Origin of the sequence: Bowdeniella nasicola (assembly GCF_900107735.1) — a bacterium.
Classification (GTDB): Bacteria; Actinomycetota; Actinomycetes; order Actinomycetales; family Actinomycetaceae; genus Bowdeniella; species Bowdeniella massiliensis.
This window is the reverse complement of sequence record NZ_FNQV01000013.1, coordinates 61,685-81,408: the sequence shown is the minus strand read 5'-3', so window position 1 is coordinate 81,408 and position 19,724 is coordinate 61,685. Positions and strand designations below refer to the sequence as shown.

The 19,724-nt window shown below is 60.4% G+C and carries 18 protein-coding genes, 2 tRNA genes and 1 pseudogene; 9 read left to right on the top strand and 12 right to left on the bottom strand.

Going from position 1 to position 19,724, the window contains the following annotated elements; all coding sequences use genetic code 11:
- Window positions 1-375: pseudogene (locus BLU67_RS10130) on the top strand (hypothetical protein); the annotation flags it as partial.
- Between the two features lie 166 nt (window positions 376-541).
- On the opposite strand, the gene BLU67_RS10125 reads toward BLU67_RS10130, so the two are convergent.
- From BLU67_RS10125 to dnaA, 10 genes are all read right to left on the bottom strand, one after another.
- Window positions 542-614 (bottom strand) — tRNA-Ala (locus BLU67_RS10125).
- 14 nt (window positions 615-628) lie between these two features.
- Window positions 629-781, bottom strand: coding sequence for a DLW-39 family protein (locus BLU67_RS12295; RefSeq protein ID WP_176780778.1), 153 nt, complete (start codon window positions 779-781; stop codon window positions 629-631).
- A gap of 23 nt (window positions 782-804) precedes the next feature.
- Window positions 805-881: transfer RNA gene (locus BLU67_RS10120), tRNA-Ile, on the bottom strand.
- Between the two features lie 65 nt (window positions 882-946).
- Window positions 947-1,480 (bottom strand): DUF3566 domain-containing protein, encoded by a 534-nt coding sequence (locus tag BLU67_RS10115; protein ID WP_092565566.1) that lies wholly within the window; start codon window positions 1,478-1,480, stop codon window positions 947-949.
- Window positions 1,480-3,945, bottom strand: a complete 2,466-nt coding sequence (gene gyrA / locus BLU67_RS10110; RefSeq protein WP_092565580.1) for a DNA gyrase subunit A — start codon at window positions 3,943-3,945, stop codon at window positions 1,480-1,482. The genes BLU67_RS10115 and gyrA overlap by 1 nt, the downstream gene beginning before the upstream one ends.
- Before the next feature lie 94 nt (window positions 3,946-4,039).
- Window positions 4,040-6,064 (bottom strand): DNA topoisomerase (ATP-hydrolyzing) subunit B, encoded by a 2,025-nt coding sequence (gyrB, locus tag BLU67_RS10105; protein WP_092565564.1) that lies wholly within the window; start codon window positions 6,062-6,064, stop codon window positions 4,040-4,042.
- A 150-nt stretch (window positions 6,065-6,214) separates the two neighbouring features.
- Window positions 6,215-6,769, bottom strand: coding sequence for a DciA family protein (locus BLU67_RS10100; protein ID WP_092565562.1), 555 nt, complete (start codon window positions 6,767-6,769; stop codon window positions 6,215-6,217).
- Window positions 6,766-7,914: a DNA replication/repair protein RecF gene (gene recF / locus BLU67_RS10095; RefSeq protein WP_092565560.1), complete on the bottom strand. Its 1,149-nt coding sequence runs from the start codon at window positions 7,912-7,914 to the stop codon at window positions 6,766-6,768. The genes BLU67_RS10100 and recF overlap by 4 nt, the downstream gene beginning before the upstream one ends.
- A 15-nt stretch (window positions 7,915-7,929) precedes the next feature.
- Window positions 7,930-9,057: a DNA polymerase III subunit beta gene (dnaN, locus tag BLU67_RS10090; protein ID WP_092565558.1), complete on the bottom strand. Its 1,128-nt coding sequence runs from the start codon at window positions 9,055-9,057 to the stop codon at window positions 7,930-7,932.
- Window positions 9,058-9,448: 391 nt separating this feature from the next.
- Window positions 9,449-10,927 carry a chromosomal replication initiator protein DnaA gene (gene dnaA, locus BLU67_RS10085; RefSeq protein ID WP_092565556.1) on the bottom strand — a complete coding sequence of 493 codons (1,479 nt, stop codon included), beginning with the start codon at window positions 10,925-10,927 and terminating at the stop codon, window positions 9,449-9,451.
- A 491-nt stretch (window positions 10,928-11,418) separates the two neighbouring features.
- Here dnaA and rpmH point away from each other — a divergent pair, with 491 nt between their 5' ends.
- From rpmH to BLU67_RS10045, 8 genes are all read left to right on the top strand, one after another.
- The gene (gene rpmH / locus BLU67_RS10080; RefSeq protein ID WP_092565554.1) at window positions 11,419-11,556 is read left to right on the top strand and encodes a 50S ribosomal protein L34; all 138 of its coding nucleotides are present in this window, start codon (window positions 11,419-11,421) and stop codon (window positions 11,554-11,556) included.
- Between the two features lie 14 nt (window positions 11,557-11,570).
- Window positions 11,571-11,954, top strand: a complete 384-nt coding sequence (gene rnpA / locus BLU67_RS12715; protein ID WP_092565552.1) for a ribonuclease P protein component — start codon at window positions 11,571-11,573, stop codon at window positions 11,952-11,954.
- Entirely contained in the window at window positions 11,951-12,241 is a 291-nt protein-coding gene (gene yidD, locus BLU67_RS10070) for a membrane protein insertion efficiency factor YidD (RefSeq protein ID WP_092565550.1), read from the top strand. The genes rnpA and yidD overlap by 4 nt, the downstream gene beginning before the upstream one ends.
- Window positions 12,242-12,244: 3 nt before the next feature.
- Window positions 12,245-13,390: a membrane protein insertase YidC gene (gene yidC / locus BLU67_RS10065; protein ID WP_261977095.1), complete on the top strand. Its 1,146-nt coding sequence runs from the start codon at window positions 12,245-12,247 to the stop codon at window positions 13,388-13,390.
- Between the two features lie 71 nt (window positions 13,391-13,461).
- Window positions 13,462-13,998, top strand: coding sequence for a Jag family protein (locus BLU67_RS10060; RefSeq protein WP_092565548.1), 537 nt, complete (start codon window positions 13,462-13,464; stop codon window positions 13,996-13,998).
- 6 nt (window positions 13,999-14,004) lie between these two features.
- On the top strand, window positions 14,005-14,634 hold the full coding sequence (gene rsmG / locus BLU67_RS10055; protein WP_092565546.1) for a 16S rRNA (guanine(527)-N(7))-methyltransferase RsmG: 630 nt from the start codon (window positions 14,005-14,007) through the stop codon (window positions 14,632-14,634).
- 855 nt (window positions 14,635-15,489) lie between these two features.
- Entirely contained in the window at window positions 15,490-16,347 is an 858-nt protein-coding gene (locus BLU67_RS10050) for a ParA family protein (protein WP_261977097.1), read from the top strand.
- Window positions 16,348-16,350: 3 nt separating this feature from the next.
- Window positions 16,351-17,436, top strand: a complete 1,086-nt coding sequence (locus BLU67_RS10045) for a ParB/RepB/Spo0J family partition protein (protein ID WP_092565544.1) — start codon at window positions 16,351-16,353, stop codon at window positions 17,434-17,436.
- Here BLU67_RS10045 and BLU67_RS10040 read toward each other — a convergent pair.
- On the bottom strand, window positions 17,433-18,362 hold the full coding sequence (locus tag BLU67_RS10040) for a D-alanine--D-alanine ligase family protein (RefSeq protein ID WP_092565542.1): 930 nt from the start codon (window positions 18,360-18,362) through the stop codon (window positions 17,433-17,435). The genes BLU67_RS10045 and BLU67_RS10040 overlap by 4 nt on opposite strands.
- Before the next feature lie 12 nt (window positions 18,363-18,374).
- On the bottom strand, window positions 18,375-19,631 hold the full coding sequence (locus tag BLU67_RS10035) for an aminotransferase-like domain-containing protein (RefSeq protein ID WP_092565574.1): 1,257 nt from the start codon (window positions 19,629-19,631) through the stop codon (window positions 18,375-18,377).
- Window positions 19,632-19,724 lie beyond the last annotated feature (93 nt).

Genomic DNA, 19,724 nt, shown 5'->3' with positions numbered 1-19,724 from the left:
CTGGAACGCCTGACCAAAAAAGGCACGTTATTCAACTTTTTGACCGCCCACCCCGGCCACGTGCTGCACGCTACAACGAACATCGCTGAGTCCCTCAATTCCCGCATCGCCGCCGTCAGCTACTACCACCGGGGCTTGTCCGAATCCCACCTGCTCACTGCCGTGGATTGGGTTCTGTACTTCCGCTGGGTCGCACCCAAACCCGTGCCGCAGATCTACACCCAGTGGCACCAGGCCGACAGACCCCGCAGGTGGATCATCCCCAAAAAATCGAACAAGCCGAACGAGAAAATCGGACCCGCCCACTACGACACCCACACCACCGCCGAAGAAGGCCTCTGGGCACGAAAAGGAAGGGCAGGACGCTCCAACTAGACAACGACACGCCGTCTAAAGCAACACGTTTTGGCCGGTATCCCACGCGCGCTAAGAATCGGGAGCCAGACTTTCGAGCTCCCTGATACGCGGTGGGCTTAGAAAAGCTACAAGGCCCGAACCGAAACCATCAACGATGGCAAGGGTTCGAGCCTTGTGGATCGAGTGGAGCCAAGGGGACTCGAACCCCTAACCCCCTGCTTGCAAAGCAGGTGCGCTACCAATTGCGCCATGGCCCCTAGTGCGAAACAGTCTACTTCTGCAGCGCGATGAGATCTTCGGGAGTCTCGCCGAAGCTGTCGGTGACCTCGGCCCAGATGTCGCGCTCTTCGCGCTCTTGCTGAATCCGAACCCACAGGGCGTAACCGGCGATGGAAGCTGCGGCGATTGCCAGAATCTTCTTCACGTTGCCCTCCTTAGGCGAGTACGTGGTGGGCCTAGCTGGACTCGAACCAGCGACCTCTTCCTTATCAGGGAAGCGCTCTAACCGACTGAGCTATAGGCCCGTGACCGAATGAGAATATCCCATTTTGTCGGTCAATCCCAAACCGGGATGTGGTGTTCCCGCTCACTACTCCTCGACGAGGGTGACATGGATGCCACCGACGAGGGACGCGACGATGTTGTAAAGGAACGCGCCGATAGTCATGAGGACTGTCAGCAGGATCGTGTTCGCGATCGCGACGATCGTGGCCAGCGAGATGACCTTGTCGAAGTGCAGGTAGCCAAGCAGCTTGGAGAACTCCCCGGAGGAGGTATCGATCTCGCCGATGATCTTGGTGATTTGGGCGAAGACCTGGAAGGAGTCCAACAGCAGCCAGACGAGCGCGGCGGCGATGACGGTCATGACGCCGATCGCGATCGACAGCAGGAAGCCAAGCTTCATGACCGACCACGGATCGACGCGCTGGATGATGCGGTAATCGACTGCCAGGCCCGTGGTTTCGCCCGTGCCGCGCCGCGCAAAGAAGCCGGTGCGCGGCTCATCGACCTCGGCGGGCTCACGGACGTCGCCTGCCTCGTCGTAGGTGAGGACGTCGTCCTCGCTCGGGGGCGGCGGGGAGACGAGTCGTGGGCGATCCTCGTTGGTGTTGTCCTGGCTCATTAGGCCTCCTCAGCCGACTCGGCGTCGTCTTCGTCGTCGGTCTCATTGTTCAAAGTGATCGCGATGATGCGATCGCCCTTGTCCGGTTTTGCGAACGTCACGCCCTGGGTGTTGCGTCCGGTGCGGTTAACCTCCGCAACCTTTGTACGCACGATCTTGCCACGTTCCATGATGACGAGGACCTCATCATCGTCGTGCGTCACCAATGCGCCGATCAAGTCGCCGCGGGCGTCGACGAGGTTGGCGACCTTCACGCCCATGCCTCCGCGGCCCTGGACCCGGTATTCGGACAGGCGCGTGCGCTTGGCGAAGCCGCCCTCGGTGACGACGAAGAGATCGGCTTCGTCTTCCACGACGTCCATGGTGAGCAGTTCATCGCCGTCGCGGAAGCGCATGCCGCGTACGCCGGAGGTGGCGCGGCCCATCGGGCGCAGGGCCTCGTCGGTGGCGGTGAAGCGCAGCGACTGGCCCTTCTTGGAGACGAGGATGAGATCGTCGCCGACGCAGGCCAGGCGAGCGGAGACGAGCTGATCGGCGTTGCCGTCCTCGTCTTCGCGCAACCGGATGGCGATGACGCCCCCGCTGCGGTTGGAGTCGTACTCGGTGAGGTAGGTCTTTTTCACGAGGCCTTCGCGCGTGGCGAGGACGAGGAAATCGGCCTGCTCGTAATCCTTGATGGCGAGCACCTCGGCGATGTGCTCCTCGGGCTGGAATGCGAGGAGGTTCGCGACGTGCTGGCCCTTGGCGTCGCGCCCGCCCTCGGGCAGCTCGTAGGCCTTGGCGCGGTAGACGCGCCCGAGGTTGGTGAAGAACAACAGCCAGTGGTGCGTCGTCGTGGTGAAGAAGTGCTCGACGATGTCGTCTTCGCGCAAGGCGGCGCCACGCACGCCCTTGCCGCCGCGGCGCTGGGAGCGGTAGTTGTCGATGCGGGTGCGCTTGGCGTAGCCGCCGCGCGTGATGGTGACGACGACGTCTTCTTCGGGGATGAGGTCTTCCATCCGCATTTCGCCGTCGAAGGGCAGGATCGTCGTGCGGCGTTCATCGCCGTATTTCTCGACGAGGGCTTCGAGCTCTTCGCCGACGATGACGCGCTGGCGTTCGGGCTTGGCGATGATGTCCTCGAAGTCGAGGATCTGCGCCTTGAGGTCCTCGTATTCCTGCTGGATCTTCAGGCGTTCCAGGGCAGCGAGGCGGCGCAGCTGCATGGACAGGATCGCCTCGGCTTGGACCTCGTCGATGCCGAGCAGTTCCATGAGGCCGCTGCGCGCGTCCTCGGTGGTGCGCGAGGCGCGGATGAGGGCGATGACCTCGTCGAGGGCGTCGAGCGCCTTCATGTAACCCTCGAGCAGGTGCATGCGTTCCTGCGCCTTGCGCAGCAGGTAGCGCGTGCGGCGGACGATGACCTCGAGCTGGTGGTTGACCCAGTGGCGGATGAAGCCGTCGAGCGAGAGGGTGCGCGGCACACCGTCGACGAGCGCCAGCATGTTTGCCGGGAAGTTCGCCTGCATCGCGGTGTGCTTATACAGGTTGTTGAGCACGACCTTCGCAACGGCGTCGCGCTTGAGCACGATGACGAGGCGCTGGCCGGTGCGGCCAGAGGATTCGTCGCGGATATCGGCGATGCCAGGCAGGCGGCCTTCGTTCACGCCTTCGGCGATGCGCTTGAGCAGGCGGTCGGGGTTGACCTGGTAAGGCAGTTCGGTCACGACAAGGCAGGTGCGACCGTTGATCTCGTCGACCTCGACGATCGCGCGCTGCGTGATCGAGCCGCGGCCCGTGCGGTAGGCCTCCTCGATGCCGCGGTAGCCGAGGATCTGCGCGCCGGTCGGGAAGTCGGGGCCCTTGATGCGCTGCAGCAGCGCTTCGAGGAGCTCTTCCTTCTCGGCTTCAGGGTGCTCGAGCAGCCACTTCACGCCGTCGGCGACTTCGCGCAGGTTGTGCGGCGGGATGCGGGTTGCCATGCCGACGGCGATGCCCTCGGAGCCGTTGACGAGGAGGTTCGGGAAGCGCGCGGGCAGCACGACGGGCTCGAGCGAGCGGCCGTCGTAGTTCTCCTGGAAATCGACCGTCTCGCGGTCGATGTCGCGCACCATCTCCATCGCGAGCGGCGCCATCTTGGCCTCGGTGTACCGCGGGGCGGCAGCGCCCTGATCGCCGGCGGAGCCAAAGTTGCCCTGGCCGGTGACGAGCGGGTAGCGCATCGACCACGGTTGCACGAGGCGGACGAGGGTGTCGTAGATCGCCGAGTCGCCGTGCGGGTGGTAGTGACCCATGACGTCGCCGACGATGCGCGCGGACTTGGAAAATGCGCTGTCGGGCCGGTAGCCACCGTCGTACATCGCGTAGAGAACGCGGCGGTGGACGGGCTTGAGGCCGTCGCGAACATCGGGCAGGGCTCGGCCCACGATGACGGACATCGCGTAGTCGAGGTAGGACCGCTTCATCTCGGTCTTCAGGTCGACCATTTCGATGCGGTCGCGGCCCTCGGTTACGACATCCAGCTCGTCGTTGGTCTGCTCATCGCTCACAGTGATACTTCTTTCGCGTCGTTAGTTCCGGCTAGATGTCGAGGAACCGGACGTCCTTGGCGTTTCGTTGAATAAAGCTGCGTCGGGATTCGACGTCTTCGCCCATGAGGATCGAGAAGATCTCGTCGGCCGCGGCAGCTTCCCCGATCGTGACCTGGCGCAGCGTGCGGGTCTCGGGGTTCATCGTGGTTTCCCACAGTTCGTGATCGTTCATCTCGCCCAGACCCTTGTAGCGCTGGATCGCGCTGTCCTTGGGCAGGCGGTTACCGGCCGCGCGGCCCTCCTCGATCGCGGCGTCACGCTCGCGATCAGAGTAGACGTACTGGTGCGGCGCATTCGTCCACTTGATGCGATACAGCGGGGGCTGCGCGAGGTAGACGTGCCCGTTTTCGACGAGCGGCTTCATGTAGCGGAACAGGAGGGTCAGCAGCAGCGTCGAGATGTGCTGGCCATCGACGTCGGCGTCTGCCATGAGGACGATCTTGAAGTAGCGCAGGCGATCCAGGTCGAATTCTTCGCCGATGCCGGTGCCGAACGCCGTGATGAGCGCACGCACTTCCTCGTTGGATAGCGCGCGGTCCAGGCGAGCCTTCTCCACGTTCAGGATTTTGCCTCGCAGGGGCAGAATTGCCTGGGTTTCCGGGTCGCGGCCCTGCACGGCCGAGCCGCCTGCGGAGTCACCCTCGACGATGAAGATCTCGCACTTCGTCGCATCGCGCGAGGTGCAGTCCTTGAGCTTGCCGGGCATCGACGCTGACTCGAGTGCGCCCTTGCGTCGGGTGGCTTCGCGTGCCTTGCGGGCTGCCATGCGAGCGGCTGCCGCTTGCTGCGACTTGCGAATAATGTCGCGAGCTTCCGAGGGATGTGCGTCAAACCAGTCGCCGAGCTTGGCGTACAGCTGTTGCTGGACGAACGTCCGCGCTTCGGTGTTGCCGAGCTTCGTCTTCGTCTGGCCCTCGAACTGCGGCTCTCCGAGCTTGATCGAGATGACAGCGGTCAAGCCCTCACGGATATCGTCGCCCGTGAGGTTATCGTCCTTGTCCTTCAGCAGGCCCTTGTCTTTGGCGTACTTGTTGACGAGCGAGGTCAGCGCCGAGCGGAAGCCTTCTTCGTGGGTGCCGCCTTCGGAGGTGTTGATCGTATTCGCGTAGGTGTGGACGGCCTCGGAGTATCCGTTCGTCCACTGCATGGCGATTTCCAGGGAGATCTTGCGCTCGGGATCTTCCGCGGAAAAATCGATGACGTCGGCGTGCACCGGCTCGACGCGCTTCGCTGAGTTCAGGTATTCGACGAAGTCGTACAGGCCGCGCTCGTACAGGTAAGTCACTTCGCGGTGGCCGGCTACCGGATCGTTTTCGGTGCCTTCGTCATCGCCGGTGATCTCGTCGCCCGCGTCCGTTGCCTCGTCGCGCTCATCGGTGAGCGTAATTCTCAGGCCCTTGTTCAAAAACGCCATCTGCTGGAAGCGTGCCCGCAGCGTTTCGAAGTCGAAGTCGACCGTTTCGAAAATTTCGGGATCCGGATAGAACGTCTGGCTCGTGCCGGTCTCGTCCGTCGGTTCACCCTTGCGCAGCTCGCCAACGGGCTTTCCGCCGTCGGCAAAGGACTGGTACCAGGTGTAGCCCTGGCGCTTGACGACGGTTTCGACCCTCGTCGACAGGGCGTTCACGACCGAGACACCCACGCCGTGCAGGCCGCCGGATACGGCGTAGGAATCGCCGCCGAACTTGCCGCCAGCGTGCAGGATCGTCATGGCCACCTGGACCGTCGGGATACCTTCGGTCGGGTGAATGTCCACCGGAATACCGCGGCCGTCATCATCAACGCGCAACCCGCCATCGTTCTGGATCGTCACCTCGATGTGGGTGCAATAGCCGGCTAGCGCTTCATCAACGGCGTTATCTACGACCTCATAGACCATGTGGTGTAAGCCGCGCTCACCGGTGGAGCCGATGTACATGCCCGGGCGTTTGCGGACTGCTTCAAGCCCTTCGAGGACGGTAATACTGCTAGCACCGTAGTCAGGCCGATCCTCGGCGCTCGTTGCGTCAGCCACGATAGCGGTGTCTCCTTCAAGGCACGGGTACAGCCCGGCGACTCACGCTGACGTCGCACGACACCGAGGCGTTTTTCGCACGGGCTCTGAACTTGACCAGTCTATCGGAAATCCGACAAACCCGAAGTTACACACAGCCTGTGGATAGCTCTAGTTGTAGGTGTCACGCGGACCTCGACCCCTGACAACTCGCGGCCCTTTTTTCCAACTCGGCGCCGCCGGTCCAACAATCTTGATGTCCGTGACGACGCCATCGCCCGCCTCTTCCGCGATGCGGCGTTCGATTTGAGGCAACAACAGTTTCAGCTGCGTGGCCCACGCTGTCGACGACGTCCGAATCGTTAGGACGCCATCCTTAAATGACTCGGCTGAGCAGTGTTGCGCCGTCTGTGGACCGACGATCTCCGCCCAGTTGCCAAGGACAGCACCGACGCCAACCTCAGAAAACCAATCCCGCATCCGAACGAAGCGTTCGGCCACATCGGCGACCGGCTGCGGATCGCGCCGCGAGCGTTTCGCACCTGATCCGACGTCGCCCAGCCCCGGTCCCCCAAGCGGAACTGCATCCATCTCCTCGACGAGATCGTCCGCGTGAATCTGCCGCTGCCGAGCAGACCGACCCCGACGATAGACGTGTCCTCGCGTCATGCGTCGCGCCCGCTGATAGGCCATGAGCGCGGCTTCGTCGCTTATTTCGTCGCTCATGATTCGTCTTTGCTGACCACTGAGTTTGCGACGGTATAACGCTGGGCGTTGAGTTTCTCGGGGACATCCGAGGCCACCGCTGCCGTAACAAAAACCTGTTCGGCGTCCGCGACCATTTCCGCGAGTCGGCGCTGGCGCGAGCTGTCGAGTTCGGCGAAAACATCATCCAAAATCAGGATCGGACTCGTGCGCCCATCGCTATCGTTTCGGGCACGAAGAAGCTCATAGGATGCCAGGCGCAACGCAAGCGCGAAAGACCACGACTCGCCATGGGAGGCATAGCCACGAGCCGGCAGCTCGTTCAAGGTGAGCACGAGGTCATCGCGATGCGGCCCCGCCAATGTCACTCCGCGTTCAATCTCTCGAGCACGATTATCGACGAGCGCCGACGCCAGGCGTTGCCTCATCTGATCGAGATCTCGCAGCTCGTCGAGCGGAACGTCCCCGAGCGAGGACTTGGTCGAGAAAGCCGCCGTGGACTGGCCGCTCGCAACTTCGTCGTACGCCGCTTCGACGAGGGGTTGTAACTCGGCGACCATATCCGCGCGCGCAACGATGATCTGCGAGCCCAAATCCGCAATTTGTTCATCCCAGACGTCAAGCGTTGACAGGTCGGGGCTGCGGCCGGCGCGCTGCTGGCCGAACGCACTTTTCAGCAGCGCCGAGCGTTGCCTGAGAACCCGGTCGTAATCAGTCTTGACGCCACCCAGTCGCGGCGAGAACTGCACGAGGAGGTCATCGAGGAATCGGCGCCGATCGGAGGGGTCACCCTTGACCAAGATGAGGTCTTCGGGCGCAAAAATCACGCAATGCACGATGCCGAGCAGTTCGCGCGTCTTCACCGGGGTGCGGTTCAGCCGGGCGCGGTTGGCCTTGCCAGCAAGAATTTCAACTTCCAGCATCAGGCTGCGATCGCCGTCTTGGACCTTCGCCCTGATGACCGCTGCCGACTCGCCCGCCTTCACCAATGCGGTGTCGGCTGCCACCCGGTGCGACGAGAACGTCGCGAGGTAGGCAATAGCCTCGACAAGATTGGTTTTTCCCTGGCCGTTCAGCCCGATCAGAGCCTGAGCACCCGTTGCGAACTGGACGACCTGGTGGTCGTAGGAACGAAACTGGTCTAGCGCTAGATCCGAGATGAACACGGTTGACTTGGGGAGCTAGATCCCCACCCGGAGGGGCATCAGCAGGTAGCGGAAGCTCGTGTCGTCATCACCGTCGAGCTTCTCCTGTCCCGTCAACGCCGCAGGCTTCGAGGGGTGAGTGAAGGAGAAACGAACGTACGGGGTGTGAATGACCGAAAGCCCATCCAGCAGGTACGGCGGGTTGTAAGCCGTGACGAGATCTTCCCCGACGAGGCTGGCTTGAACCGCTTCCGACGCCTGAGCATTTTCGCCCTGGCCGGCCTCCAAGGCCAGTTCACCGTCGGTAAACGTCAAACGAATGGGAGCATTACGCTCGGCTACGAGTGCCACACGCTTGACGGCTTCGGTAAGAGCCGCGGTATCGACAACCGCATGGGTCGGCATGGAATCGGGGAAGAGGCGACGCACCTTGGGGTAGTCACCCTCAACCAGCTGAGATGTCGTGTGCTTGCCACCGGCTTCGAAACCAATGAGAGATCCTTCGCCTTCGGCATCCAGCGTGATCTGGACATCCTCACCGGAGGTCATGGATCGAGCAACATCGGTCAGGGTCCGGGCGCGAACGAGCGCCGAGGTCGAAATTTCCGGATCTGTGGGGATCCAGGTCAGTTCGCGAAGCGCCAACCGGTACCGGTCGGTTGCCATCATGGTGATCTTTTCGCCCTCAATTTCGACCAAAACACCGGTCAGCAAAGGCAGGGTGTCGTCACGCGAGGCCGCAATGGAGACCTGGTTGACGGCATCGGTGAAGACCGCGGGCTCGACCTGGCCTGCAAGGCTCGGCATGTTCGGCAGAGCCGGGTAGTCCTCTAGTGGCATCGTCAGCAGGTTGAATCGGGAGGCTCCGCAGGTGAGCGACACATTCTGTTCATCCGATTCGATCGTGACCGGCTTGTTTGGAAGCGACTTACAAATATCTGCGAGCAGTCGCCCAAGAACGAGAACTTCGCCGTCATCGTCGATCTCGGCGGGTAGCTCACACTTGGCGGACACCTCGTAGTCGAACGAGGACAGCGTCAGTGCACCATCGCGAGCTGAAATCCGTACACCCGCAAGGACGGGAACTGCAGGACGGGTAGGCAGTGACCGAGCCGTCCACGTTACGGCTTCCGTCAACACATCACGATCAACCCTGAACTTCACGATCTCTCTCTTCTTCCGGTTGGCACTTCCCGGATCCTACCCAGGTTTCCTACGACTTAGAATCTCACGAATCGAGCTCCGACAGGACCATCCCCAGGTTTGGATCGGCCACATCCCGCCCGCCACAAGCCCAAGTACTTCGAGCTTTTGTCATTTCGCTTTTATAAGTAGTCATCATCATAGGGGGTGTTAATCCTGTGGAAAGGCCAAGTTTTTGGTGTGATCCCGCGGAGTTACCATGTGCATGGATTGTGGATAGTTTCAGGAGAAGTGACGTCGTGCTGTGAGGAGTTCGTTGTCATCACCAAGCTATCCGCAACCGCCGAGCACGTTGTCCACGACAAATCGCCCTCACTCACAGCTGGTTAACAACTGCTGTGAATGACAAGAACTACTGCCCTCCGCGCAGCGCGTGCTGGCGGATTCCCGTCGTGAGGTCCTTGACCTGCTGGTAGATGGTCGGCTCTTGAGCCAGCTGTGCGGTGATTTTCCGGCACGCATGCATGACGGTCGTATGGTCACGTCCGAAGGCATCGCCAATCTTCGGCAACGATAGGTCCGTCAGTTCGCGGCATAGATACATCGCGATTTGGCGAGCGGATGCGACGCTCTTGGAACGGTCGGGTGAGCGAAGGGTCTCGATAGAGATATCAAAGTGCTTCGCGGTTTGGGTCATGATCATCGTAGGAGTGATCTCCTGACCATTCGGGTCCGTGATGATGTCCTTCAACACGAGCTCAGCAAGACTGAGATTGACCGGCGTGCGGTTGAGATTCGCAAAGGCTGTGACACGGATTAGTGCGCCTTCGAGTTCACGGATGTTCGTGACGATCCGGGTAGCGATGTACTCCAGAACGTCGGACTCGACCTCAAGCTTTTCTGCTTGGGCCTTCTTGCGGAGAATTGCGATACGTGTTTCCAGATCCGGCGGCTGGACATCTGTCAGCAAGCCCATCTCGAAACGAGAAATCAGGCGATCGCCAAAGCCCTTGAGTTGTTTGGGCGGGATGTCGGAGGTGATGACGACCTGCTTGGAATTGTTATACAGCGTGTTGAACGTGTGGAAGAACTCCTCGACCGTCTGCTCCTTGCCCCCAAGGAACTGGATGTCATCGATCAGTAGCACGTCGACGTTGCGGTAACGGCGTTGGAAGTTCTCGGCTTTGTCGTCACGAATCGAGTTGATGAAATCGTTGGTGAACTCTTCGGAATTCACGTATTTTACTCGGATTCCCGGGAAGAGATGACGGGCATAGTGACCGATGGCGTGTAGCAGGTGTGTCTTACCAAGGCCCGATCCGCCGTAGATGAACAGTGGGTTGTATGCCTTGGCAGGAGATTCGGCGACCGCGGTAGCCGCTGCCTGCGCGAACCGGTTGGATGGTCCCGTCACGAATGTTTCGAATACGTACTTGGGATTCAGTCGTGCGGGATCCTCTTCGACGGGAAGGGCAGCGGTCGAAGCAAACGAACGAGTAGGAACCTCGGTAGGCGAGGATTCGGTGTCTCCGAAATCTGCTTGGATCACGTTGTCTGGCGCTGATTGTTCTGAGGAAGTGACAGCACGAGCTGAGCTGGAAGGCTCTGGTGTCGCCGGAGAATTGATGGGGACAGAATTCAGTTCCGGATTAACGGCGAACAGGATGGAGAGCTTCTTGCCCGAGACATCCTCCACGGCCTGGTGCAACGGATCCCGCAGGAGTGTTTCCAAGTGATCACGAGCGATCCCAGAGGGAACCTCGACGATGAGGTGTTGGTCAGTCTCGGCGGTTGGGCGGGCCATGAAAGCGAAAGCCATTGATACCCGGGGGGTGCTGGAGTCCTGTTGAAGGCGGGCTAAGACCCCATCCCACAGTTCCGTTAATTCCATGACACTCCTCGAGACACGACATTGGCAGCGGCAAGCGAACTCAAGTCTGCCAGATCTGGATCTCTCACCGTCTGCTTAGTATGCCTCAGGATCCACTTATCCACACAGCTATCCACAGATTGTGGGCAAGTGTCTTTCGCAGCATGATCGTGCGAATCTGGAACTACACGCTTGTAGTTTCACACAGCTTTTTCTTGGTCTTCCACAGCTGTTCACAATGGTTGTACCCAAGCTTGAAGGTTCATCGCCAGTGGTATGACGCTTTGGCGGACATTAGCCGCAGGATTGCCGGCCATTTGGTGTGGGTAACATCATGCGTGCTCGGCGCAGCCGCCCTTGACCCGCAGGCTCCAGTTCACGTAGCGTTGTGTGGCTGTCACTGTGCTGTTTTCGCATGCCATAACCTCGCGAAATTTCTCAGTGGCCACCTGACATTGCTTGGCTCGATGACCTCGAGTCAAGAAACACACCGAAATACTGGGAGAATTGCTGTGAGCAAGCGGACTTTTCAGCCGAACAACCGCCGTCGCGCCAAGGTGCACGGTTTCCGTCTGCGCATGCGTACGCGCGCCGGCCGCGCCATCCTGTCTGCGCGTCGTCGCAAGGGTCGCGCAAAGCTGTCGGCCTAGATCAAGCCGGCTAGGTGTTGCCGCGTAATAATCGGCTGACCCAATCGGAGGACTTTCGAAAGGTCTTTCGCAAGGGTCGCGCTAGTGGTGGCACCTATGTCGTTTTGCACTGGCTTCGGGGTTCCGACTCATCGGACGATCCACAGCTGCGCGAATCTGCGTGTGAGACAACTCGGATCGGTTTCATCGCCTCGAAGAAGGTGGGAAATGCTGTGATGCGGCACCGGGTCAAGCGACAACTTCGTCATCTGATGCGCGAGCGCCTCGGGGAGTTCCCCGCGGGCGCTCGTGTTGTTGTGCGTTCCTTACCAGCAGCCGCCGGAGTGTCCTCAAAGGACCTCGCAGAAGATCTCGACGGCGTGATTAGTCGGAGCTTGAAGAGGGTGGGTTCACGGTGAATCCCCTGTCGTGGATCCTGACGAAGCTGGTGCGCTTCTATCAAGTGGCGATTTCTCCACTTACTCCCCAATCGTGCAAGTATTACCCGTCGTGCTCGACCTATGCGATCGAGGCGATAAGAGTCAATGGAGCGATCAAAGGCGTGGCTCTCGCCACTTGGCGGTTGTTGCGTTGCAATCCGTGGTCTGATGGTGGCGTCGATTTCCCACCAAATTCAGACATGGAAGTTCCGATCCCTCCAGATCCAGAAGACCTGGATCATTCCGTAGATATGAAGGCGAGCTAAGCAGTGGGCTGGTTTGATAGTTTTCTCTACCCGATCAAGGTAGCGGTCGCATGGATCATGGTCATGATCCACAACGGACTCGTTGCGATTGGAGTTGACTCGGAGAACGGTCTTGCCTGGGTCCTGTCGATCGTCGGGTTGACCATCGTTATCCGAATTATCTTGATTCCGCTCTTCTTCAAGCAGATCAAGGCATCGCGCGGGATGCAGATTATGCAGCCTGAGCTGCAGGCGCTGCAAAAGAAGTACAAGGGTAAGACTGATCCGGCCTCGCGCCAGGCTCAGCAGCAAGAAATGATGGCCCTGTACAAGAAGCACGGAACGAACCCGTTCTCTTCGTGTATGCCGATCTTGCTGCAGATGCCGATCTTCTTCGCGCTCTTCCGGGTGTTGGCCTCGCTCCCTGAGCTCGCTCGGGGCACCTATCCCAGAGCGAGCATTGGTCCGCTCACTCAGGAACTCGCGCAGCAAGCCGAAGCATCGACGCTTTTTGGTGCGCGCCTTTCCGATACCTTCATGCAGACGACAGAGCTCACGCCGAAGATCGTGACGCTCATCCTTATCGCGTTGATGTCTATTACGACCTTCATTACTACGCGACAGCTGACGATGAAGAACATGTCTGCGGCGGCGCTCGATAACCCCATGGCACGCCAGCAGAAGATGATGATGTATCTCTTCCCCGTCATCTTCGCCGTAACAGGCGTCAACTTCCCGATCGGTGTGCTGATCTACTGGACGACGACAAACCTGTGGTCCATGGGCCAGCAGTTCTATACCATTCACAAGCATCCGGCCCCCGGTTCTGAGGCCGAGAGGAAGAAGATCGAGCGCGAAAACCAAAAGCGAGTGGCTAAGGGTTTGCCCACGATCGAGGAAGAAGAGCGGCAAAAGAGACTTGAAGCTGCCCTGGAGGAAGAGTCCAAGGGTCAGCGCCAACAACCTGTTCGCAAGGATCGGGCCGGTCGCGGCAAGACTTCCCGCGACATTCTCCACTCTGACGAGACTCAGCCAGAAGAAGAAGAGCCCGGTGTTATTGGTGCAGACGGTCTGACACCGGAACAGCGAGCACAGCAGGAATACGAGCGTCGGCGCCAACAGCGCGCTAAGGCTCGTCGCCAGCAAAAGAAGAGGAAGAAGCGCCGCTAACCGCTTCCCCATTTTTCAAGGTGAAGACCCCGGGAATCCAGCTCGGGTTCACCCATAAGGAAGGACACTCCATGGCAACGGACTCGAGCAGAATCAAGCAGCTCGAAGAGGAAGGCGATGTCGCCGCTGATTACCTCGAAGGGCTGCTCGACATCGCAGACTTCGATGGTGACATCGATATTGACGTCGAGCATGGTCGGGCGTCAGTTTCAGTCTTCTGCGAAGATGACGATAACCGTCAACTGTCAACTCTCGTCGGACGCGACGGTGAAGTTCTTGACGCACTGCAAGAGCTCACTCGATTGGCTGTCCAGACTAAGACGGGAGAACGTTCCCGCCTCATGGTTGACATCGCGAATTTCCGGGCGGACCTGAAGTCCCAGCTGCAGGAGCAGGGCCGTGAGGCTATCGAGACCATGCGCAAGGACAATCTCAATGAGTATGAATTTGAGTCCATGAACCCGTTCGAACGCAAGGTACTGCACGACGTTGCGGCTGCCGAGGGTCTCGCATCGGAGTCAGCGGGCGTAGAACCCGATCGCTACGTTGTGTATTCCTTTGCCAGTGCTGCAGCGTCCGAAGAAGACTCGGTCACGGAAGAGGCCTAGTTCCCGATGGGTGACATTGAGGAGATGCCCCCGGTCGTTAAGGAAAGGTTTCCTGAAACCTGGGGGCAACTCGCTCTCTTTACGCAGTTTCTGGCCGACGAGGGCGAGAAAAGGGGCCTGATTGGGCCGCGTGAGCTACCGCGACTCTGGTCGCGTCACATACTCAACTGCACAGCGATCAATGAGTTTATTCCTGAAGGAGCTACGGTCGCGGATATCGGATCTGGTGCGGGTCTTCCCGGTGTTGTTCTCGCTATTACAAGGCCGGACGTCCACGTGACGCTGGTCGAGCCGATGGAACGTCGCATCGAATGGCTTTATGACGTCACTGAAGTAATTAACCTTGAGAATGCCTGGATTGTGCGCGCTCGTGCGGAAGAACTACACGATCAGGATGAGTTTCAAGTAGTGACCGCGCGCGCCGTAGCTGCTCTCGACAAGCTCATGCGTTGGACAATGCCATTGGTTGCTGACGGAGGAAAGCTCCTGGCACTGAAGGGAGAGCGCGCCAAAGAGGAAGTCGACGCTGCACTGAAGGTCAGGCGGAAGTTCAAAGTCGCGTCGACCAGCGTTGTAGAAGTCCCCTCTCTCGTCCCAGACGAATCGCCAACTAACGTAGTGATCGTCGAGCGCTGAGAAGCTCGACCTAATCAGATGGCTCCGAGAGAGTCGCCCACCCCGTCTTCAGCTAAGTTCTGAAACCGGGTGGTTCTGTTTAACCTCGGACGCTATCGGTCTAGTTGCCGTCACATTGCACGCGAATAGAGATGCGGCCCCACCTATAGTGGCGGCCGAAGCGTCTTCGGAAGTTGTCTGATACTGACCGACCGTGTTAGGTCAGCTCGATTTCTCTCAGGCGGCGTTACTGGGCGTGCCTGTGGCGGGTTGGCGAGGTTTCCATTTTTGACGGGCTGGGACTCCTAGTTCGCTGCGCAAACCCGCGCCGGCCTTATCGTCTCAATCGTCTTGCGGATTCACCGGGGATATCCCTCTGCCGGCGCTGCACGCGATGGAGCGCGGGACAGCAGTACGGAAAGTCTGTCGCCTATGTCTGCTTGTTCCACGTGAAATGGCCGGTTTTCGGCAGGGATCTGATCTTTGTCATCCACGATATTCGGGCTCGCAGTAAGCTTTGGGTGGTTGCCTATAGGTTTCACGTGAAACCAAAACAGGCTTCGCGCGGCATCGGCACGGAGTTCGGATGCCTACGCATATTCCACTTGTACGGTTTCACGTGAAACGAACTCCGATAAGGTATCTCACTCCACTACTTCGTTGAGCTACGTTCTGCGGAGAACTCACCAAGAAGTCGGTTCGCGCCAATAAGTGTTTCACGTGAAACCATCATCCACAGGCGGTGTCTGGGCCCACTTTCCTCCGCTAGACTGGGTTCCTAGGCGAAACTTAGGAGAAAACCTGGTGGCGAAAAAAACTTCTCGCAGCAGAGACGACCTACTTAAAGCAATAAAGGACGTAGATCCCGGGACTCCCCTGGCAAATGAAGTAGCAGCCGATAGCGTATTAAAGCGGGAACTCGCTGGTGCTGAATTTCCTGCCCCAACGCGAACTCGTGTCTTAACAGTCTCGAACCAAAAGGGAGGCGTCGGGAAAACCACGACAGCCGTCAATTTGGCAGCAGCGCTGGCAAGCGAAGGACTGAAGGTACTTGTCATCGACTCTGATCCTCAGGGAAATGCGTCAACTGCTCTGAATGTTCCACATGGACAGGGAACGCCTTCGGTCTACGACTGTCTTGTGGACAAAACCCCTCTGGATCAAGTTATTGCTGAATGCCCGGACATTCCTAACCTCTGGGTCGCGCCCGCCACTATTGATCTCGCTGGAGCGGAGATCGAGCTTGTGTCTGAGGACGATCGGGCCTACCGGCTGCGGGATAGCCTGGAAGCGTTTCTGGCAACGCAGGACACACAGTTCGACTACGTCTTCATTGACTGCCCACCAAGCCTCGGCCTTCTCACATTGAACGCCTTCGTTGCAGCGGAAGAGGTCTTGATTCCGATCCAGACCGAGTACTATGCTCTGGAAGGCCTAAGCCAGCTCATGAGCAACATCGATCGCATTAGAGATGCGCTCAATCCGAAGCTGCACATTTCGACGATCCTGCTGACGATGAATGACCGCCGAACCAATCTATCAAGGCAAGTGGCCGAAGAGGTGCGGAAGTATTTCAAGAATGAGACCTTGAGAACGACTATTCCGCGCTCGGTTCGCATTTCAGAAGCGCCCTCGTTCGGGCAGACAGTGATCACCTACGACAGAACAAATAGCGGCGCACTGGCGTACCGCGTCGCCGCAAAAGAAATTGCAGACCGGGGAACGGAGAAATAGGGAATGGCTGAAAAGCGTAGAGGACTTGGGCGCGGTATCGAAGCGCTGATTCCGAGCGCTCGGACATCCGAGCGCCCCAGCGACATCTTTTTCCCGGCAGCGCCCGCTGAGAGCTCAAGTGCAGCCGAGCAAGACCAAGAACCTGCCAAACCGCAGCCAAAGAAGCAGACCACCAAGACCGCGGAAAAGCAGACTCCGGTGGTACGCGGAAGTGTTCGTGACGATGCAGCGGCTGACAATCTCGAGCCGGTCCCAGGTCTAACCGTCGCAGAACTTAAACTAGATGATATTTCACCTAATACGCGTCAGCCCCGCGATGTCTTTGACGAGGATGATCTAGAAGAGCTCGCATCCTCGATCCGTGAGGTTGGTCTGCTACAGCCCATCGTCGTGCGCCCCGGTGGCGAAGGTGTTGATACGCCCTATGAACTCATCATGGGTGAACGGCGCTGGCGGGCTAGCCGACTCGCTGGAAATGACACCATTCCGGCGATCATTAAGGCGACCGAGGACGAGGATCTGCTGCGAGACGCGCTGCTGGAAAACCTCCATCGTGCAAACCTCAACCCGCTAGAAGAGGCTTCAGCCTATCGGCAGCTACTCGACGATTTCGCGTGTACGCACGATGAGCTGGCACGGCGGATTGCTCGCTCGCGACCTCAGATCTCGAATACGTTGCGGCTGCTGAAGCTTCCGCCGCTCGTCCAGCGCCGGGTGGCTGCCGGGGTGCTGTCGGCTGGGCACGCCCGGGCACTTCTCGGGCTATCGGATCCCGCGGCAATGGAGCGCTTGGCTCAGCGGATCATCGCTGAGGGGCTCTCGGTGCGCGCGACGGAGGAGATCATCGCGCTTGGCGATGAGCCGCTGCATCCCGAGCGACGCCGCCGGCCGATTCACCATCCTGCGGCGCCCGCCCTGGACGAGCTTGCATTGAAGCTCGCCGATCGCTTTGACACCAAGGTGAAAGTGGCGATGGGTCAGCGCAAGGGGCGGATCACCGTCGAGTTTGCGGGCTTGGAGGACCTCGATCGGATCCTGCAGGTGTTGGCACCAGGCGAGGCTGGGCTCGACCTGCCGCGCGAGAGTTAGGGGAGCGCGGCGCGCACGAGGTCCGCGTAGATCTCGACGCCTGGGCCGCTGGCTGCGGCCTGCGGGAAGAGCGAGGTTTCCGTCATGCCGGGAGCGACGTTAATGTCGAGGACCCAGGGCGTGCCCTCGGCATCGACGATGAGATCGATGCGGGAGACGTGCCGCAGCCCGAGCACCTCGTGGACGGCCACGGCCGTAGCCTGAACGCGCTCAGTGACGTCCTCGGGTAGGCGTGCGGGCGTGAAGTACTCGGTGCGACCGGCGTTGTAGCGGGCGTCGTAGTCGTAGGGGCCGTCGGTCACAATTTCAACGGCCGGCAGGGCGCGCGGTCCGTCGCCGGTATCGATCACGGAGACGGCGACTTCGGTACCGTCGACGGCCTGCTCGATGAGCGCGTAGTCGGAGTAGGCGAAGCAGGCGACCATCGCGGCGGGCAGCTCGGAGGCCTCGCGCACGATTGTGACGCCGAGGGCGCTACCGCCGTCGTCGGGTTTGACTGCGAGGGGGAGGCCGAGGGAGTGCTCGACGGCAGAAAGGATGCCGCTGGCGCCGAGCTGGCGGAAGAGCATTTGTGGGAGCAGCGCGAACTCGGGGGTGGCGATGCCGTGGGCTTTGAGGATCGATTTGGCGACGGATTTGCGCGAGGCGAGGCGGCAGCCGTCGGCGTCGGTGCCGACGAAGGGCAGATCGAGGAGCTCGAGCAGATCCTGCAGTGAGCCGTCTTCGCCGGCGGCGCCGTGCACGAGCGGCCAGACGACGTCGGGCTTGAGGTCGGTGAGCTTGGCCAGGAGGTTGGCGTCGACGTCGGTGACGGTGACGTCGAAGCCGGCGTCGGTGAGGAACTGGCCGATCCGGCGGCCGGAGCGCAGTGAAACGTCGCGTTCGTGGGACAAACCGCCGGCAAGGACAACCACAGAGGTGGGCATGAAGGACTCCTGTCAGACCTGATCGGGGGTGGGCGTATCGATGCGGCCGTTACCGCCCTCGCGCGGGGGCGCCTCGGCGTCGGGGCGGATGTTTGTGCCGAAGAGTTCGACGGTCTCGAGCTCGGAGCGTACGACCTGGGAGAGGCGGCGCACGCCTTCGCGGATGGCTTCGGGCGTGGGGTAGCAGAAGGACAGGCGCATGTGGTCCCCGCCCTGGCCGTCGGTGTAAAACGCGGTGCCCGAGACGTAGGCGACGAGGTTTTTGACCGCGCGCGGCAGCATGGCTTTGGCGTCGAGACCGTCGGGCAGGGTGACCCAGGTGTAGAAACCGCCTTCGGGTTTCGTCCACTCGCACATGGGAAGATATTCGCTCAGCGCGCTCATCATGGCCTCGGCGCGGGTGCGGTATTCGCCGCGGTACTGCTTGACCTGGCCGTACCAGTCCCAGGTGTTGAGGTACTCGACGATGGAGAGTTGGCCGAGCTGGGAGGGACACAAAATCGCGGATTCGGAGGCGAGGACGAGCTTTTCGCGCACGGCGTGGGGGGCCGCGGCCCAGCCGATGCGGTAGCCCGGCCCGAACATTTTGGAAAACGAACCGAGGTAGATGACGCCGTCCGGATCGAAGGATTTTAGGGCGGGCATCGGGTCGGAGTGGAAGCCGAGGAGGCCGTAGGGGTTGTCTTCCAAAATGAGGACGTGGTGCTTGCGGCAGATCTCGACGATCTGCGGGCGGCGCTCCAGGCTCAACGTGACGCCCGCGGGGTTGTGGTAGTTCGGGACGGTGTAAAGCAGTTTCACGCGCCGGCCCTCGGACTTCAGGCGCGTCAGGGTGGCGTCGAGCTCCTCGGGAATGAGGCCATCGTCGTCCATCGGGGTGTGGACGACGTCGGCCTGGTAAGCGCGGAAGACGCCGAGCGCGCCGACGTAGGAGGGGGCCTCGGCGACGATGACGTCGCCCGGATCGATGAAGATCTCGGTGACGAGGTCGAGGGCCTGCTGGGAGCCCGTCGTGACGACGACGTCGTCGGGATGGACGCGGATCGAGTCGTACTGCATGACGTCGAGGATGGCTTCGCGCGTCTCGACTTCGCCCTGACCGGAGCCGTACTGCAGTGCGCGGGTGCCGCGATCGCGCAGGAGACGCGCGGAGATCTCGGCGATGTGGTCCATCGGCAGCGAGGACAGGTTGGGCATGCCGCCGGCGAGGGAGACAACTTCGGGGCGGGAGGCGACGGCGAACAGGGCACGGATCTCGGACGAGCGCATGCCGTGAGCTCGCTCGGCGTAACTGTCGAACCAGGGGTCGAGCCGTGTGCCGTGCGAGGGTGTACTCACGAAGTGTCCTTCCTAAAAACGATG

What these genes read in the sequence shown, in the direction of transcription:
- BLU67_RS10115 (WP_092565566.1), bottom strand. Translation starts at nt 1,480, where the DNA reads ATGAGCCAGGACAACACCAACGAGGATCGCCCACGACTCGTCTCCCCG.
- gyrA (WP_092565580.1), bottom strand. Translation starts at nt 3,945, where the DNA reads ATGGTCGACCTGAAGACCGAGATGAAGCGGTCCTACCTCGACTACGCG.
- BLU67_RS10100 (WP_092565562.1), bottom strand. Translation starts at nt 6,769, where the DNA reads ATGAGCGACGAAATAAGCGACGAAGCCGCGCTCATGGCCTATCAGCGG.
- dnaA (WP_092565556.1), bottom strand. Translation starts at nt 10,927, where the DNA reads ATGGAATTAACGGAACTGTGGGATGGGGTCTTAGCCCGCCTTCAACAG.
- BLU67_RS10060 (WP_092565548.1), top strand. Translation starts at nt 13,462, where the DNA reads ATGGCAACGGACTCGAGCAGAATCAAGCAGCTCGAAGAGGAAGGCGAT.
- rsmG (WP_092565546.1), top strand. Translation starts at nt 14,005, where the DNA reads ATGGGTGACATTGAGGAGATGCCCCCGGTCGTTAAGGAAAGGTTTCCT.
- BLU67_RS10045 (WP_092565544.1), top strand. Translation starts at nt 16,351, where the DNA reads ATGGCTGAAAAGCGTAGAGGACTTGGGCGCGGTATCGAAGCGCTGATT.
- BLU67_RS10040 (WP_092565542.1), bottom strand. Translation starts at nt 18,362, where the DNA reads ATGCCCACCTCTGTGGTTGTCCTTGCCGGCGGTTTGTCCCACGAACGC.
- BLU67_RS10035 (WP_092565574.1), bottom strand. Translation starts at nt 19,631, where the DNA reads ATGCGCTCGTCCGAGATCCGTGCCCTGTTCGCCGTCGCCTCCCGCCCC.